The 15,391-nt window shown below is 70.4% G+C and carries 13 protein-coding genes and 6 tRNA genes; 15 read left to right on the forward strand and 4 right to left on the reverse strand.

All coding sequences use genetic code 11. The annotated features are described in order from the left end of the window. Window positions 1-45 precede the first annotated feature (45 nt). The 3 genes from glgX to BN4251_RS10150 form a co-directional block, all read right to left on the reverse strand. Window positions 46-2,211, reverse strand: a complete 2,166-nt coding sequence (glgX, locus tag BN4251_RS10140; protein ID WP_087485014.1) for a glycogen debranching protein GlgX — start codon at window positions 2,209-2,211, stop codon at window positions 46-48. 113 nt (window positions 2,212-2,324) lie between these two features. Beyond that, window positions 2,325-2,399, reverse strand: a tRNA-Val gene (locus BN4251_RS10145). A 28-nt stretch (window positions 2,400-2,427) separates the two neighbouring features. After that, window positions 2,428-2,503: transfer RNA gene (locus tag BN4251_RS10150), tRNA-Gly, on the reverse strand. 375 nt (window positions 2,504-2,878) lie between these two features. Between BN4251_RS10150 and BN4251_RS10155 the strand changes: the two genes are divergently transcribed. From BN4251_RS10155 to BN4251_RS10170, 4 genes are all read left to right on the forward strand, one after another. After that, window positions 2,879-2,950, forward strand: a tRNA-Val gene (locus BN4251_RS10155). A 25-nt stretch (window positions 2,951-2,975) separates the two neighbouring features. Then, window positions 2,976-3,048 (forward strand) — tRNA-Gly (locus tag BN4251_RS10160). 59 nt (window positions 3,049-3,107) lie between these two features. Beyond that, window positions 3,108-3,181, forward strand: a tRNA-Cys gene (locus tag BN4251_RS10165). A gap of 24 nt (window positions 3,182-3,205) precedes the next feature. Continuing rightward, a tRNA-Val gene (locus tag BN4251_RS10170) sits at window positions 3,206-3,277 on the forward strand. 94 nt (window positions 3,278-3,371) lie between these two features. Here BN4251_RS10170 and BN4251_RS10175 read toward each other — a convergent pair. Beyond that, the gene (locus BN4251_RS10175; protein WP_087485015.1) at window positions 3,372-3,860 is read right to left on the reverse strand and encodes a hypothetical protein; all 489 of its coding nucleotides are present in this window, start codon (window positions 3,858-3,860) and stop codon (window positions 3,372-3,374) included. Between the two features lie 110 nt (window positions 3,861-3,970). On the opposite strand from BN4251_RS10175, the gene thrS reads away from it, so the two are divergent. The 11 genes from thrS to BN4251_RS10230 all read left to right on the forward strand — a co-directional run bounded on the left by thrS (window position 3,971) and on the right by BN4251_RS10230 (window position 15,343). Further along, the gene (thrS, locus tag BN4251_RS10180) at window positions 3,971-5,971 is read left to right on the forward strand and encodes a threonine--tRNA ligase (protein WP_087485016.1); all 2,001 of its coding nucleotides are present in this window, start codon (window positions 3,971-3,973) and stop codon (window positions 5,969-5,971) included. Continuing rightward, on the forward strand, window positions 5,968-6,564 hold the full coding sequence (locus BN4251_RS10185; RefSeq protein WP_087485017.1) for an HIT family protein: 597 nt from the start codon (window positions 5,968-5,970) through the stop codon (window positions 6,562-6,564). The genes thrS and BN4251_RS10185 overlap by 4 nt, the downstream gene beginning before the upstream one ends. A gap of 95 nt (window positions 6,565-6,659) precedes the next feature. Next, window positions 6,660-7,946 carry a PrsW family intramembrane metalloprotease gene (locus BN4251_RS10190; RefSeq protein WP_245810290.1) on the forward strand — a complete coding sequence of 429 codons (1,287 nt, stop codon included), beginning with the start codon at window positions 6,660-6,662 and terminating at the stop codon, window positions 7,944-7,946. 146 nt (window positions 7,947-8,092) lie between these two features. After that, the gene (locus BN4251_RS10195; protein ID WP_087485018.1) at window positions 8,093-8,851 is read left to right on the forward strand and encodes a YebC/PmpR family DNA-binding transcriptional regulator; all 759 of its coding nucleotides are present in this window, start codon (window positions 8,093-8,095) and stop codon (window positions 8,849-8,851) included. Between the two features lie 61 nt (window positions 8,852-8,912). Continuing rightward, a complete protein-coding gene (ruvC, locus tag BN4251_RS10200) occupies window positions 8,913-9,506 on the forward strand; it encodes a crossover junction endodeoxyribonuclease RuvC (protein ID WP_087485019.1) in 594 nt (197 codons plus the stop codon). Between the two features lie 26 nt (window positions 9,507-9,532). Beyond that, entirely contained in the window at window positions 9,533-10,141 is a 609-nt protein-coding gene (gene ruvA, locus BN4251_RS10205; RefSeq protein ID WP_087485020.1) for a Holliday junction branch migration protein RuvA, read from the forward strand. Continuing rightward, window positions 10,138-11,181 carry a Holliday junction branch migration DNA helicase RuvB gene (gene ruvB / locus BN4251_RS10210; RefSeq protein WP_087485021.1) on the forward strand — a complete coding sequence of 348 codons (1,044 nt, stop codon included), beginning with the start codon at window positions 10,138-10,140 and terminating at the stop codon, window positions 11,179-11,181. The genes ruvA and ruvB overlap by 4 nt, the downstream gene beginning before the upstream one ends. A 132-nt stretch (window positions 11,182-11,313) precedes the next feature. Then, on the forward strand, window positions 11,314-11,700 hold the full coding sequence (yajC, locus tag BN4251_RS10215; RefSeq protein ID WP_245810291.1) for a preprotein translocase subunit YajC: 387 nt from the start codon (window positions 11,314-11,316) through the stop codon (window positions 11,698-11,700). Window positions 11,701-11,781: 81 nt separating this feature from the next. Continuing rightward, a complete protein-coding gene (secD, locus tag BN4251_RS10220) occupies window positions 11,782-13,665 on the forward strand; it encodes a protein translocase subunit SecD (protein ID WP_087485022.1) in 1,884 nt (627 codons plus the stop codon). Then, window positions 13,662-14,795 carry a protein translocase subunit SecF gene (gene secF, locus BN4251_RS10225; RefSeq protein WP_087485023.1) on the forward strand — a complete coding sequence of 378 codons (1,134 nt, stop codon included), beginning with the start codon at window positions 13,662-13,664 and terminating at the stop codon, window positions 14,793-14,795. The genes secD and secF overlap by 4 nt, the downstream gene beginning before the upstream one ends. Beyond that, window positions 14,792-15,343, forward strand: a complete 552-nt coding sequence (locus tag BN4251_RS10230) for an adenine phosphoribosyltransferase (protein WP_087485024.1) — start codon at window positions 14,792-14,794, stop codon at window positions 15,341-15,343. The genes secF and BN4251_RS10230 overlap by 4 nt, the downstream gene beginning before the upstream one ends. Window positions 15,344-15,391 lie beyond the last annotated feature (48 nt).

The following is a 15,391-nucleotide window of genomic DNA, read 5'->3' on the forward strand; positions in this document are numbered from 1 at the left end:
TTCGGTGCACTCCTTGGTCGCTTCCGCGGTACGGGACGGAGGGGTTCAGGCGAGGGCGGGACGCTCCTCGTGCTCGCTCGGGCCGGCCTCACCGCGCTCGCCCACCGGCGGGCGCATCATGATCAGCAGAGAATGGCCGGGGCGCGAGAGGGTGCTGCCCGCCTCGAGCACGGAGCCCACATCGATCGTTCCCCCGGTGCCCAGCACCACCTTCCACTCCTCACCGTGATCGGCGGGCGGCAGCGTGAAATCCACCGGGTTGCCGGAGGCGTTGAACATCACCAGCGCCGAATCGCCCACGATGCGCTGGCCGCGCAGGTTGGGCTCGGGGATGCCGGAGCCGTTGAGGAACATCGTCAGGCACTTGTTCTGCGCGTCCTCCCACGCGCTGTCCGTCATCAGCGCACCATCGGTGCCCAGCCACTCGACATCGGGCAGATCCGAGTCAACGCCCTCGCGGGTGACGCCCTGCAGGAACCGCCGACGGCGGAAGATCGGATGGTCCCGGCGCAGCGCGATCACGGCCTGGGTGAACCAGAGCATCTCCATCTGGTGCTGGTCCAGCTCCCAGTCCACCCACGACAGCTCGTTGTCCTGGCAGTAGGTGTTGTTGTTGCCGTCCTGGGTGCGTCCCATCTCGTCGCCGTGCAGGATCATCGGCACGCCCTGGCTCAGCAGCAGGGTGGCCATCAGGTTCTTCATCCGCCGCAGCCGCAGCTCCTGGATCTCGCGATCCTCGGTGGGTCCCTCGGCGCCCGAGTTCCAGGAGCGGTTGTGGCTCTCACCGTCGTTGCCGCCCTCCCCGTTGGCCTCGTTATGGCGCTCGTTGTAGGAGACCAGGTCCCGCAGTGTGAAGCCGTCATGCGCGGTGACGAAGTTGATCGAGGCGATCGGGGTGCGGCCGGTGTGCTGGTACAGGTCCGAGCTGCCCGCCAGGCGGGAGGTGAAGTCGCCCAGCGTCCCGGGCTCGGAGCGGTGGAAGTCCCGCACGGTGTCGCGGTACTTCCCGTTCCACTCGGACCACAGCGGCGGGAACCCGCCCACCTGATACCCGCCCTCGCCCAGATCCCAGGGCTCGGCGATCAGCTTGACCTGGGAGATCACCGGGTCCTGCTGGATGATGTCGAAGAAGGCCGAGAGCCGGTCCACCTCGTGCAGCTCGCGCGCGAGGGTCGAGGCCAGGTCGAAGCGGAACCCGTCCACATGCATCTCGGTGACCCAGTAGCGCAGCGAGTCCATGATCAGCTGCAGCACGTGCGGGGTGCGCATCAGCAGCGAGTTCCCCGTGCCGGTGGTGTCGTAGTAGTGGGCCTTGTCCTCCTCCACCAGCCGGTAGTAGGCAGCGTTGTCGATCCCGCGGAAGCACAGGGTGGGGCCCTGATGGTTCCCCTCGGCGGTGTGGTTGTAGACCACATCGAGGATCACCTCGATATCCGCCTCGTGGAGGTTCTTGACCATCTGCTTGAACTCCTGGACCTGCTGGCCCAGCTGCCCGGAGTAGGAGTACTCGTTGTGCGGGGCGAAGAAGCCGATCGTGTTGTAGCCCCAGTAGTTGCGCATCCCCTTCTCGACCAGGTGGCCGTCCTGCACGAACTGGTGCACCGGCATCAGCTCCACCGCGGTCACGCCGAGCTCCTTGAGGTGCTCGATGATCGCCGGATGCCCCATCGCCACGTAGGTGCCGCGGATGTTCTCGTCGATGTCCGGGTGGAGCATGGTCAGGCCCTTGACATGGGCCTCGTAGATCACGGTGTCGTGGTACTCGTGCGCCGGAGGATGGTCGTTGCCCCAGTCGAAGTAGGGGGAGACCACCACGGAGTGCATGGTGTGCTCGCCGGAGTCCTCGGTGTTGCGCTCCTCGGGGCTGTCGAAGTCGTAGCTGTAGAGCGAGGGATGGTTGCTCGCCATCCCGGCGATCGCCTTGGCGTACGGGTCCAGCAGCAGCTTCGAGGGATCGCAGCGGTGGCCCGCCGCGGGATCGTAGGGGCCGTGCACGCGGAAGCCGTAGCGCTGCCCGGGCTGCACCGAGGGCAGGTAGATGTGCCATACGTAGGCGTCGACCTCGGTGATCTCTACCCTGCGCTCACCGCCGTCCTCATCGATGAGGCACAGCTCCACTCGCTCGGCGATCTCGGAGAAGAGCGCGAAATTGGTGCCGGAGCCGTCGAAGGTGGCACCCAGGGGATAGGACTGACCGGGCCAGATCTGCATGGCCTCAGGGTAGTCGGCTCCCGCGGCGGGAAGCGGAGAACCCGACCGCACGGACGCCCGCGCCGCAGCCGGGGACGACGAAGGCCCCCTCGATGCTCCGAGGGGGCCTTCCGTGGTGGGCGATACTGGGATCGAACCAGTGACCTCTTCCGTGTCAGGGAAGCGCGCTACCGCTGCGCCAATCGCCCGTCGCATCCGAGGACGCGGGGGAGGGGATGGAGCGGACGACCGGATTCGAACCGGCGACCCTCACCTTGGCAAGGTGATGCTCTACCAACTGAGCTACGTCCGCACATCGGCGATGCCGACGAGGGAAGACGATATGCACTTCCGGGCGTGCGCGCAAATGCTGGGGCCCCACAGTGTCCGAGGTCACCGGCGGGGTCGGCCTGGGGCTGTGCGCTCGCCGGTGCCGCATGGCGGGATGCTCCCGGCGGCCCGGAGTCGCCCCGAGGGGCTTGCGGTGATCCCGGGTGGCCCCGAGTGGCTCCCGGCGATGTCAAGCGACTCCGGGCGGCGGTGGTGCGCGCCGAGTTGCTCCGAAAGGGGGCTGGGGCAGGCGTTCTGCGACGGCGGCGGGACGCAGGTCACACTCGATCTGGCACGAACCATCTCGGAACCCGTGTAGGATTCTTCGAGTCCGCTCCGGTGAGCGGATGACCCGAAAGGGCGATTGGCGCAGGGGTAGCGCGCTTCCTTCACACGGAAGAGGTCACTGGTTCGATCCCAGTATCGCCCACGACAGGATCTGAGGATCCGGTCATGCGGACGTAGCTCAGTTGGTAGAGCATCACCTTGCCAAGGTGAGGGTCGCCGGTTCGAATCCGGTCGTCCGCTCTGGGAGCGGCGCATCCGACAGACGTCGGGAGCGCCTTTTCCATTGCTGAGGCATACCCGGTGGGTTGGCCGAGTGGTTAGGCAACGGCCTGCAAAGCCGTGTACACGGGTTCGAATCCCGTACCCACCTCCACCGCAGCCCCACGGCATGCGTTGCGGGCGATTGGCGCAGCGGTAGCGCGCTTCCCTGACACGGAAGAGGTCACTGGTTCGATCCCAGTATCGCCCACCCGCTAGGAGAGCCCCGGTCCCCACGGACCGGGGCTCTTCCTCATCCCGGGCGGCTCCTGATCCCCGGCGGCCGAGGGCCCGGACGGGCCGGCTCAGCGCACCGTGACCTCCTGGGCGCTCGAGGCGCCGATCTCCTCGAGCGTCACCACGGAGACCACCAGGGTGGGCACCGGAGTCTCGCACGCGTGCTTCTCCTCGGGCGTCGGGTCGTAGACCTCGGAGTGCACGATCCCGGGAGCGGCCACGACGAAGCGGTGCGCGGCATCGCACGCATCGAAGACATCGGCGATCACCACCTCTCGCGCCTCGTCCAGGGAGCGGCCCGCCTCGGCGGGCGGCTCGTCGGGATCCGGGGGCGGGGGAGCAGAGGGCCCTCCCGTCGGCCGCCCGATGTCGCAGGAGGTGAGCAGGGCCACGCGCCCTGCGGCGAGGACGGCGCGGCGTCCGGTGGGCGCGCGCCTGCGCGCACCGTTGCGCCGACGGGTCTTCTTCGCCTCCCGAGCATCCGGCGGCGGTCCGGCGGCCCGCCGCCGGGACAGGATCGCACAGCTCGGTCCGTGCGCCCCCTCGCCGGTGGGCACGGATCCGCCCGCACCGTCACGGCGGGTCGGCCCCAGGGCGCGATGCCCGATACCATCTGCGGTGGGGCCGGCATCGTCGGCCGGCTCGCCCCGAACACGAAGGAGAACCCGTGGCCCAGATCGCCATCACCCTCGACGGATCAGCCCAGCACATCGACGAGGGGACCACGGGCACCGAGCTCTACGCGGACACCGCCTCGATCATCGCCCTGCGGATCGACGGCGAGCTGCGTGACCTCTACACCCCCCTGGCAGCGGGCCAGGTCGTCGAGGGCGTCGACATCTCCAGCCCCGACGGCCTGTCGATCCTGCGCCACAGCGCCGCGCACGTCCTCGCCCAGGCGGTGCAGAAGACCAACCCCGACGCCAAGCTCGGCATCGGCCCGCCCATCACCGACGGCTTCTACTACGACTTCGACGTCGCCGAGCCGTTCACCCCCGAGTCGCTCAAGGCGCTCGAGAAGGAGATGAACCGGATCGTCAAGTCCGGCCAGCGCTTCGTGCGCCGCGAGATCTCCGACGACGCCGCGCGCGCCGAGGAGGCCTCGGAGCCGTACAAGCTCGAGCTGATCGGCCTCAAGTCCAGCGCCGGCGACGCGGCCGAGGGCGCGAGCGTCGAGGTCGGCGAGGGCGGGCTGACGATGTACGACAACGTGGACCGACGCGGCGAGGTGGTCTGGACCGACCTGTGCCGCGGACCGCATCTGCCCAGCACCAAGCTGATCGGCAACGGCTTCGCGCTCACCCGCAGCGCCGCCGCCTACTGGCGCGGCAGCGAGAAGAACCCGATGCTGCAGCGCGTCTACGGCACCGCCTGGCCCACCAAGGAGGAGCTGCGCGCCCACCAGGAGCGGATCGCCGAGGCCGAGCGCCGCGACCACCGCCGCCTGGGCAGCGAGCTGGACCTGTTCTCCTTCCCGGACGAGATCGGCTCCGGCCTGCCCGTGTTCCACCCCAAGGGCGCGATGATCAAGATGGAGATGGAGGACTACTCCCGCCGTCGCCACGTCGAGGCCGGCTACTCCTTCGTCTCCACCCCGCACATCACCAAGAAGAACCTCTTCGAGACCTCCAAGCACCTCGAGTGGTACGCCGAGGGCATGTACCCCCCGATGCATGTGGACGAGGAGGTGGACGGGGACGGCAACGTCACCAAGCAGGGCCAGGACTACTACCTCAAGCCCATGAACTGCCCGATGCACAACCTGGTCTACTCCTCGCGCGGACGCTCCTACCGCGAGCTGCCGCTGCGGCTGTTCGAGTTCGGTCACGTCTACCGCTACGAGAAGTCCGGCGTGGTCCATGGCCTGACCCGTGCCCGCGGCTTCACCCAGGATGACGCGCACATCTACACCACCCGCGAGCAGATGCGCGAGGAGATCGCCAGCACCCTGGACTTCGTCCTGGGCCTGCTCAAGGACTACGGGCTGGATGACTTCTACCTCGAGCTGTCCACCCGCGACCCCGAGAAGTCCGTGGGCGACGAGTCCACCTGGGAGGAGGCCACCCGCACCCTCGAGGAGGTCGCCACCGCCTCCGGCCTCGAGCTGGTCCCGGATCCGGGCGGCGCCGCCTTCTACGGTCCCAAGATCTCCGTCCAGGCCAAGGACGCGATCGGCCGCACCTGGCAGCTGTCCACCATCCAGCTCGACTTCTTCGAGCCCGAGCTGTTCGAGCTCGAGTACACCGCCTCCGACGGCTCCCGCCAGCGCCCGGTGATGATCCACCGCGCCCTGTTCGGCTCGATCGAGCGCTTCTTCGGCGTGCTGCTCGAGCACTACGCCGGCGCCTTCCCGGTCTGGCTCGCGCCGGTCCAGGTGGTCGGCATCCCGGTCGCCGCGGAGTACGTGCCCTACCTCGAGGAGATCGCCGCGAAGCTGCGCGCCCACGGCGTGCGGGTCACGGTCGACTCCTCGGACGACCGCATGCAGAAGAAGATCCGCACCCACACCAAGGAGAAGGTTCCCTACCTGCTCATCGCCGGCGGCGAGGACCAGGAGAAGGGCGCGGTCTCCTTCCGCCTGCGCGACGGCAGCCAGGACAACGGCATCGACGTCGACGAGGCGGTCGAGCGGATCGTCGCCTCCATCCGCGACAAGGTGCAGGTGTGAGCACGGGACAGGAGCACGCCGGACCCGGTGCCGAGGGCACGGGGCCGGCGGCCCCTGCCCTCGAGGACGCGCGCGGCTTCGCGGGCATCCCCGATGACACCGAGCGGCTGTGGACGCCCCACCGGATGGCCTACATCGGCGGGGAGAACAAGCCGAAGGACCCGCACGACGGGCAGCAGTGCCCGTTCTGCGTGGCGCCCGGGAAGCAGGACGAGGAGGCGCTGATCGTCCACCGCGGCGAGAGCGCCTACGTGATCCTCAACCTCTATCCGTACAACGCCGGACATCTGCTGATCTGCCCCTATCGTCACGTCTCCGACTACACCGATCTGGACCGGGAAGAGCTGCTCGAGGTCGCCGAGCTGTCCCGCACCGCGATGCAGGTGATCCGCGAGGTGTCCCGCCCTGCCGGCTTCAACCTGGGGATGAACCAGGGCGAGATCGCGGGCGCGGGCATCGCCGCGCACCTGCACCAGCACGTGGTGCCCCGCTGGCAGGGGGACGCGAACTTCCTGCCGATCATCGGGCGCGCCAAAGCCGTGCCGATCCTGCTCGCGGACACCCGGGCGCTGTACGCCGACGCCTGGCCCTGAGCTAGCATGACCGAGGCCGTGCCGCTCGGGGGCCCGCGACGCCCTCGTCGCCCGGGACAGCGGCCGCCACGACCGGGGGAGAGGCAGGAGCCGCTGTGACCAGCACCACCGGAGCACCGCCACAGTCGGTCCCCGCCCAGGGACGCGACGATGCCTACGGCTACGACGTCGAGCGCGTGGACCCCCGCGCCCCCGAGCAGATGGGCCCGGGCACGGCAGGACGTCCCCGCCGACGCCGCCCCTGGGTGCGCTGGGCGCTGTTCGCCCTGTCCTTCCTGTGCCTGGCAGCCGCGGCGATCGCCCTCTACTTCTTCGTCATCCTGCCGCTGGGCTTCGGCACCTCCCTGGTCGCCTTCACCGCGGCGCTGGTGCCGGTCGCGATCGTGCTCGCGGCCGTGTGGTGGATCGACCGGTACACCCCCCAGCCCCGCATGTCGCTGGTCTCCGCCTTCGCCTGGGGCGCGATCGGCTCGGTGCTGCTGACCCTGTGGTTCGGCGGCTTCTTCACCGCCTGGATCACCCCCTCGCAGACGGACCAGCTGATCGACTCGTTCCTCGGCGCCGTGGTCCAGGCACCCGTGGTCGAGGAGGCGATGAAGAGCGCCGGGCTGCTGTTCCTGCTGGTGTGGGGCCGCCGCTACATCGCCGGCCCGATCGACGGCGTGGTCTATGCGGCGCTGATCGGAGGCGGCTTCGCCTTCACCGAGAACATCCTGTACTTCGGCAGCTCCTTCCATCAGGCGCAGGCCGCCGGCGAGGTCGAGGTGTTCTGGCAGACGTTCTTCCTGCGCGGGCTGCTCTCGCCCTTCGCGCATGTCTCCTTCACCGCACTGTGCGGGCTGGGCCTGGGGATCGCCGCCGAACGGCGCTCGCTGATGCTCTACTTCGGCCTCGGCGTGGGAGGGCTGTCGCTGGGGATGGTGCTGCACGCGCTGTGGAACGGCTCCACCTTCTTCCTCCCCGTGGACCCCGAGGCGCCGCTGGCCGGCTTCCTGCGCTACTACGTCACCGTGCAGGTGCCGATCTTCGTGCTGCTGGTGGCGATCGTGCTGTTCCTGCGGCTGCGCGAGAAGCGCATCCTGCGCCGGCAGCTGTCGGAGTACGGTCGCGCGGGCTGGTTCTCGCCCGCCGAGGTGGAGCTGCTGGTGTCGATGCGTCGGCGGCGCCGCGCGGAGCGCTGGGCCGCACGCCACGGCGCCGTGGCGCGGATGGCGATGCGCCACCTGATCCGCTCCTCCGTCGCGCTCGGGATGGAGCGCCACAGCGTGCTGTTCGGCAAGGCCACGGTGAAGACCCGGGCCCGGGAGCGGGAGCTGCTCGAGGCGATCACCGCGGACCGTCGGCTGATCGGCTCTCTCACCGCACCCGTGGTGCGCAGCTGAGCCCGGTGGCGCGCAGCTGAGCGCATCGATGCCGCCCTGGGCTCTCTGAGCCCGCGCAGGTCGGTGTTCGGCGGCTCCGCTCGGGCTCTGCCCTAGAATGGGACGGCAATCCGCCGCTGGTCGGCGGCAGAGTCGGGAGGAGAGAGATGGCAGGGCATTCCAAGTGGGCGACCACGAAGCACAAGAAGGCCGTCATCGATGCCAGGCGAGGCAAGCTGTTCGCCAAGCTGGTCAAGAACATCGAGGTCGCTGCACGGATGGGCGGCCCTGACCCCGCCGGCAACCCCACCCTCTACGACGCCATCCAGAAGGCGAAGAAGACCTCCGTCCCCAACGACAACATCGACCGCGCCGTCAAGCGCGGCGGCGGGCTCGACGGCGACGGCGTCGACTACGAGACGCTGATGTACGAGGGCTACGCACCCGGCGGAGTCGCCGTGCTGGTCGAGTGCCTGACCGACAACAAGAACCGCGCGGTCTCCGAGGTGCGCCTCGCCTTCAACCGCAACGGCGGCAACATGGCGGACTCCGGCTCGGTCGCGTACCTGTTCGAGCGCAAGGGCGTGGTGACCGTCTCCAAGGGCGAGCACACCGAGGACGATCTGCTCGAGGTCGTGCTCGAGGCCGGTGCCGAGGAGATCAACGACGAGGGCGAGTCCTTCGAGATCCACTCCGAGGCGACGGACGTGGTCGCCGTGCGCACCGCGCTGCAGGAGGCCGGGATCGACTACGACAGCGCCGAGGCGCAGTTCGTGCCCACCATGCGCACCCCCGTGGACCTCGACGGCGCCCAGAAGGCGCTGCGCCTGATCGAGGCGCTCGAGGACAGCGACGACGTCCAGAACGTCTACTCCAACCTCGACATCCCCGAGGACGTCGCGGCGCAGCTCGCGGACGCCGAGTGAGCCGCACGGACGGTGCGGCCCGCACGCGGGGCGCCGCACCGTCCGGACCGGGAGGCACCACATGACCACGCTGCGAGTGCTCGGGGTGGACCCGGGCCTGACCCGCTGCGGCATCGGCGTGGTCGACGCGCTCGGCGCACGCCGCGCCCGGCTCGTGCACGCCGGGGTGATCCAGTCCGCCTCGAGCGACCCGCTGGACCAGCGGCTGCTGACCATCGCCCGCGGCCTGCGCGCCGTGCTCGAGGAGTTCGGGCCCGACGCCGTCGCGGTCGAGCGAGTCTTCAGCCAGAACAACATCTCCACCGTGATGGGCACCGCCCAGGTCTCCGGCATCGCCCTGCTCGAGGCCGCCGAACGGGGGATCCCCGCCGCCATGCACACCCCTTCCGAGGTGAAGGCCGCCGTGACCGGCAGCGGCCGGGCGGACAAGAAGCAGGTGCAGACCATGCTGGTCAAACTGCTGGGGCTGGATGCCGCACCGCAGCCAGCCGATGCTTCCGACGCGGTCGCGATCGCGCTCACGCAGCTGTGGCGCGGGCCGGGTCCGGTCACCCTCGACGCGAGCGGCGGGGCGCGCACCAGTGCCCAGGCCGTCTGGGCCCGTGCGGAACGAGAGGCACGACGCGCCCGGGAACGCTCCACCTCCCGGCACTGATCGAACAGGTGTTCTAGGGTGGAGGGGTGATCGCATCTCTGACCGGGCGGGTCGCCCGCATCGACCTCGACTCCCTCGTGCTCGAGGTGGGCGGGATCGGCTACCTCGTCCGCACCACCCCGCAGGCGCTGAGCTCCACCCGCCACGGGGCCGAGCTCACCCTCCACACCGAGCTGGTGGTCCGCGAGGATTCGATGACGCTCTACGGCTTCCCCCATGCGGACGAGGCCGAGACCTTCCGCATCGTGCAGTCCGTCTCCGGCATCGGCCCGCGCACCGCCCTGGCCGTGCTCGCGGTGCTCGACCCCGAGGAGCTGCGCCGCGCGATCGCCGAGCAGGACGCGAAGACCATCACCCGCACCCCGGGCATCGGCCCGAAGGTCGCCCAGCGCATGCTGCTCGAGCTCAGCGGGAAGCTTCCCGCACCGGCCTCCCTCTCCGCCGAGGGCGCAGCGCCGGCACCGGCGACGCCCAGCGGCGCGGACTCCGACGTCGTCGAGGCGCTGGTGGGCCTGGGCTGGGCGGAGAAGGCCGCGCTCGGCGCCGTCGAGACCGCGCGGGCCGACGACGGCGCCTCGCTCGATGCCGGTGAGCTGCTGCGCCGCTCCCTGCGCGCGCTCGGAGGGCACCGGTGAACGACGAGGACCTCTCGCTGACCAGCGCGGAGTCGGCCCCGCCGGAGCGCACCGCCGAAGCCGCGCTGCGCCCGCGCCGGCTCGAGGAGTTCGTGGGGCAGAAGGTGGTGCGCGATCAGCTCTCCCTGGTGCTGGACGCCGCCCTCGCCCGCGGCCGCGCCCCGGAGCACGTGCTGCTCTCGGGCCCGCCCGGACTGGGCAAGACCACGCTCGCGATGATCATCGCCGCGGAGCTCGGTGCGCCGCTGCGCATCACCTCGGGCCCGGCGATCCAGCACGCCGGCGATCTCGCCGCGATCCTCTCCTCCCTCGAGGAGGGGGAGGTGCTCTTCCTCGATGAGATCCACCGCCTGGCCCGCCCTGCCGAGGAGATGCTCTACATCGCGATGGAGGACTTCCGGGTCGACGTGATCGTCGGCAAGGGCGTGGGCGCCACCTCGATCCCGCTGGACCTGCCGCCCTTCACCGTGGTGGGCGCGACCACCCGGGCCGGACTGCTGCCCGCGCCGCTGCGCGACCGCTTCGGCTTCATCGGCCATCTCGACTTCTACGACGCCGAGGAGCTGCGCGAGGTGGTGCGCCGCTCCGCCGCCCGGCTCGAGATCGAGCTCGAGGACGCGGCCTCGATCGAGATCGCCTCGCGCTCCCGCGGCACCCCTCGCATCGCCAACCGGCTGCTGCGCCGGGTGCGGGACTGGGCCCAGGTGCGCGGCACCGGGCGGCTCGACCTCGACGCGGCCAAGGAGGCGTTGCGCGTCTACGAGGTCGACGAGCGCGGGCTGGACAGGCTGGACCGTGCGGTGCTCTCCGCGCTGTGCGGCCGCTTCGCGGGCGGACCCGTCGGGCTCTCCACCCTCGCCGTCGCCGTGGGCGAGGAGGTCGAGACCGTCGAGACGATGATCGAGCCCTACCTGGTGCGCGAGGGCTTCCTGCTGCGCACCCCGCGCGGCCGCGCGGCCGCCCCCGCCGCCTGGACCCACCTGGGGCTCGCCCCGCCCGAGGGGCCCGAGGGCGTCGCGCCCATGCTGGGACGCTTCTGACCCCTCGATGATCGACGCCTCACCCTGAGAGGACCGCGGCCTCTCGGCGGGTACAGTGGGGCGGTCAATCGTCCGCGGCAGGACCCGATCCGTGCAGGAGCATCGTGAGGGCCCTCCGCCGAAAGGAACTCCGTGGAATCCCTTCTTCCTCTCCTGCTCATCTTCGCCGTGATGATGCTGCCGATGCTGTTCATCTCCAACCGCCAGCGCAAGGCGCAGATGAAGCAGGCCGAGCTGGTGAGGCAACTGGGCGTGGGCGATGAGGTCCGCACCCACTCCGGCTTCTACGGCCTGATCGTCGAGTCCTACGACGACGTCGTGATCCTTGAGACCGAGGACGGCTCGCAGACCAAGTGGGCCCGCCAGGCGATCGCCCAGGCCGTCGACCCGGTCGAGGAGACCGAGGAGTCCGAGGAGCATGAGCTCGAGTCCGAGGACACCGGTGAGAGCGGTGTCCCCGGCGTGACCGTCTCCGAGGACGACCCCCGCAGCGCGGACCCGCGCCGCGACGAGCGCTGACCAGCGCAGACCCACCGAGCGGCCGTCACCGGGTCGCCCATCCCCACCCCTCTCGTCCGCCGTCCTGAGGAACCACGCATCATGCCCGCACGTCGCATTGCCCTCGCGGCCCTCGCGGTGCTGATCCTGCTGCTCGGCGGCGGGATCGGTGCCGGGGTCTGGAAGGGCGACTGGCAGCCCGCCCCCAAGCTCGCCCTCGACCTCGAGGGCGGCACCCAGATTATCCTGCAGGCCCAGTCCCGGGACGGCTCTGCGATCGACGCCACCGCGATGGAGCAGGCGCGCCAGATCATGAGCCAGCGCGTGAACGCGATGGGCGTGGCGGAGACCGAGATCACCGTCCAGGGCGGCACCAACATCGTCATCGATGTGCCCGGGCAGCTCGACCAGGCCACCTCGGAGGCTGTGCGCCAGACGGCCGCGATGTCCTTCCGCCCCGTGCTGGGCGTCGTGGCCCCCGAGGGCACCGGCGAGGCGCTGCCCTCCGACGCGGGAGGCGCCTCCGACGGCGACGGCGAGACCTCCGACGCCGGGGGAGAGGGCGAGCAGGAGACCTCGAGCGCCCCCGCGGATCCCTCGCAGCAGCTGTTCGACGGGCTCGTCAGCTCGGACTCCTCGATGGCGCCGCCGGCCGCGGTGGCCGACGGCGACCTGCCCTACCCCGCATGGTCGATGGACTGGCTCACCCCAGAGATCCAGACCGAGCTGATGAGCGCGGACTGCGTGGACCCCCGCGCCCAGCAGGAGCGGGTGGCCGAGGCCTCCTCCGACGAGCCCGTGGTGGCCTGCGACCCCAACGGCACCGCGAAGTACCTGCTCGGCCCCGAGGTGGTCGCCGGCTCCGCGATCGAGAGCTCCGGCGTGGCCGCCGACGTCACCCCGACCGGCCAGGCGACCGGCTACTACGTGGTCAACATGAGCTTCGACGACAGCGCCGCGCAGTCCTTCTCGGGCATGACCAGCGCGCTGTACAACGGCCAGGGCGGCACCGCCGCCTTCGGCATCGTGCTGGACGGCCTGGTGATCTCCGCCCCCGAGGTGCAGGAGCCCTCCCCGGGCGGCGAGGCCAGGATCTCCGGCAACTTCTCCCAGGAGGAGGCGAGCCAGCTCTCGGACCAGCTGCGCTTCGGTGCGCTGCCGCTCGAGTTCGAGGTGGCCTCCGAGCAGCAGATCTCCGCGACTCTCGGCGCGGACCAGCTCCAGATGGGCCTGATCGCGGGCCTGATCGGACTGGCGCTGGTGGTGCTCTACGCCTTCGGCCAGTACCGCCTGCTCTCGATCGTGACGATGTCGAGCCTGCTGATCATGGGTGTGCTGACCTACGCCACCCTCACCGTGCTCTCCAACATCCCGGACATCGGCTACCGCCTCTCCCTCGCCGGCGTGGTGGGCCTGATCGTGGCGATCGCCTTCACCGCGGACTCCTTCGTCGTCTACTTCGAGCGCGTCCGCGACGAGATCCGGGAGGGGCGCGGCATCGTCGCGGCCGTCGACCACGGCTGGGACCGCGCCAAGCGCACGATCCTCGCCTCCGACATGGTCAACCTGATCGCCGCAGTGGTGCTCTACGTGCTCTCCACCGGCGGCGTGCGCGGCTTCGCCTTCGTGCTCGGCCTGACCACGGTGCTCGACCTGGTGATCGTGTTCCTGTTCACCCACCCGATCCTGCAGACCCTCGTGCGCACTCGCTTCTTCGGCAAGGGCCACCCCTGGAGCGGCCTGGACCCCGAGCGCCTGGACCGTGTCGTCCCGGCCTATGCTGGCCGCGGCCGGGTGCGCGTGGCGGGGGAGCGCGGCCGACGGGGCCGTTCCGAGCAGGAAGAGGTGCGTGAACCGATCGCCGTGCGCCGTGCGCGGCTCGAGCGCGAGGCCGCCGAGCGCGCCGCAGGCACCTCCACCCAGACCGCCGCGCAGCCCGGTGACGACGCACCCGCCCGCGACGACTCCGAGGAGGAGAACCGATGAGCGCGACCTTCTCCCGGTTCGGCAACGACCTCCACGCGGGACGGAGGATCATCCCGCTCGTCTCCCGCCGCAGGACGTGGTATCTCCTCAGCGTGCTCGGCATCGTGCTGCTCGCCGCGCTCGCGGGCCTGCGCGGTCCGAACCTCGGCATCGAGTTCACCGGCGGCTCCGAGTTCCAGGTCGCCGGAGTCGCCGACACCGAGCAGACCTCCGCGCGCGACGTGGTCCGCGACCACCTGCCCGATCACGAGCCCAAGATCACCGTGCTGGGCAGCGACACCCTGCGCGTCCAGACCGAGCAGCTGGACCCCACCGAGACCGCCGATCTCGCCCAGGACCTCGCCGCCGCCTACGACGTCTCGCCCGAGGCGATCTCCAGCTCCTACATCGGCCCGGTGTGGAGCGGCGACGTCACCCAGAAGATGCTCCGCGGCGTCGTGGTGTTCCTGGTGCTGGTGGCCGGGATGATGGCCCTGTACTTCCGCAATCTCAAGGTCTCGGTCGCCGCGCTCGCGGCGCTGGTGCACGACATGCTCGTCACCGCGGGCATCTATCTGGTGGTGGGCTTCGAGATCACCCCGGGCACCGTGATCGGCTTCCTCACCGTGATGGGCTACTCCCTCTACGACACCATCGTCGTGTTCGACAAGGCACGGGAGAACACCGAGGCGCTCACCCGCCAGCGCGGCAGCACCTATGACGAGCTCGTGCAGCTCGCCGCGAACCAGACCCTGGTGCGCTCGATCAACACCTCGGTGGTGGCGCTGCTCCCGATCGGCTCGATCCTTGTGATCGGGGCCTTCCTGCTGGGAGCGGGCACGCTCAAGGACATCTCGCTGGCCCTGTTCATCGGCATCATCGCCGGCACCTACTCCTCGATCTTCCTGGCCCCGGGCCTCCTGGTGGACCTGCGCCGCCGCGAGCCGGCGATCACCGCTCACACCGAGCAGGTCCTCGCCGCCCGCCGTGACGACGCGCAGCCCGTGCGCGGCGCGGAGGGCGAGGAGCCGGGCACGGTCACCGCCTCCACCTCCTCTGCCGCCCCCGCGTCCGAGGCAGAGACCACGACCCCCTCCTCGCGCCGCTCGTCCCGTGGCGCGCGCACCACCGACGAGCAAGGACATCGATGAGCGCTCCCGAGCCCACTGTCGAGCAGATTCGGGCACTGCTGGACACACATATCGCCGAGTACCCGGACTTCCCGTCCCCGGGCGTGCTGTTCCGGGACATCACCCCGCTGCTGCGCGACGCCGCTGCGATGCGCAGCGTGATCCGGTACTGGACCACACTGATCCCCGAGGACGTCGAGTACGTGGTGGGCACCGAGGCGCGCGGCTTCGTGCTGGGCGCGCCGTTGGCCTACGAGATCGGTGCCGGGTTCATCCCGGTGCGCAAGGCGGGCAAGCTGCCCGGCAGCCCGGCCAGCCTCCGGTACGACCTCGAGTACGGCAGCGCCGAGATCCAGATCCCCGAGAACTCCCTGCCCGCCGGGGCACGCACTCTGATCGTCGACGACCTGCTGGCCACCGGCGGCACGGCCGCGGCGACCGTCGAGCTCACCCGACGCTTCGACGCCGAGGTGCTCGGGGCGTCGTTCCTCATCGAGCTCGAGGGCCTCGGCGGGCGCGATCAGCTGCCGGAGGTGCCGCTGAGCACCGTGTGGAGCATCGCGAACTGATCGCCGCGTCGCAGGCCGGGCCCGCCGCGCCGGGCGCGCACGGCGAGG

It is taken from the genome of Brachybacterium massiliense (assembly GCF_900184245.1).
Classification (GTDB): domain Bacteria; phylum Actinomycetota; class Actinomycetes; order Actinomycetales; family Dermabacteraceae; genus Brachybacterium; species Brachybacterium massiliense.

What these genes read in the sequence shown, in the direction of transcription:
- secF (WP_087485023.1), top strand. Translation starts at nt 13,662, where the DNA reads ATGAGCGCGACCTTCTCCCGGTTCGGCAACGACCTCCACGCGGGACGG.
- BN4251_RS10195 (WP_087485018.1), top strand. Translation starts at nt 8,093, where the DNA reads ATGGCAGGGCATTCCAAGTGGGCGACCACGAAGCACAAGAAGGCCGTC.
- ruvC (WP_087485019.1), top strand. Translation starts at nt 8,913, where the DNA reads ATGACCACGCTGCGAGTGCTCGGGGTGGACCCGGGCCTGACCCGCTGC.
- secD (WP_087485022.1), top strand. Translation starts at nt 11,782, where the DNA reads ATGCCCGCACGTCGCATTGCCCTCGCGGCCCTCGCGGTGCTGATCCTG.
- BN4251_RS10230 (WP_087485024.1), top strand. Translation starts at nt 14,792, where the DNA reads ATGAGCGCTCCCGAGCCCACTGTCGAGCAGATTCGGGCACTGCTGGAC.
- glgX (WP_087485014.1), bottom strand. Translation starts at nt 2,211, where the DNA reads ATGCAGATCTGGCCCGGTCAGTCCTATCCCCTGGGTGCCACCTTCGAC.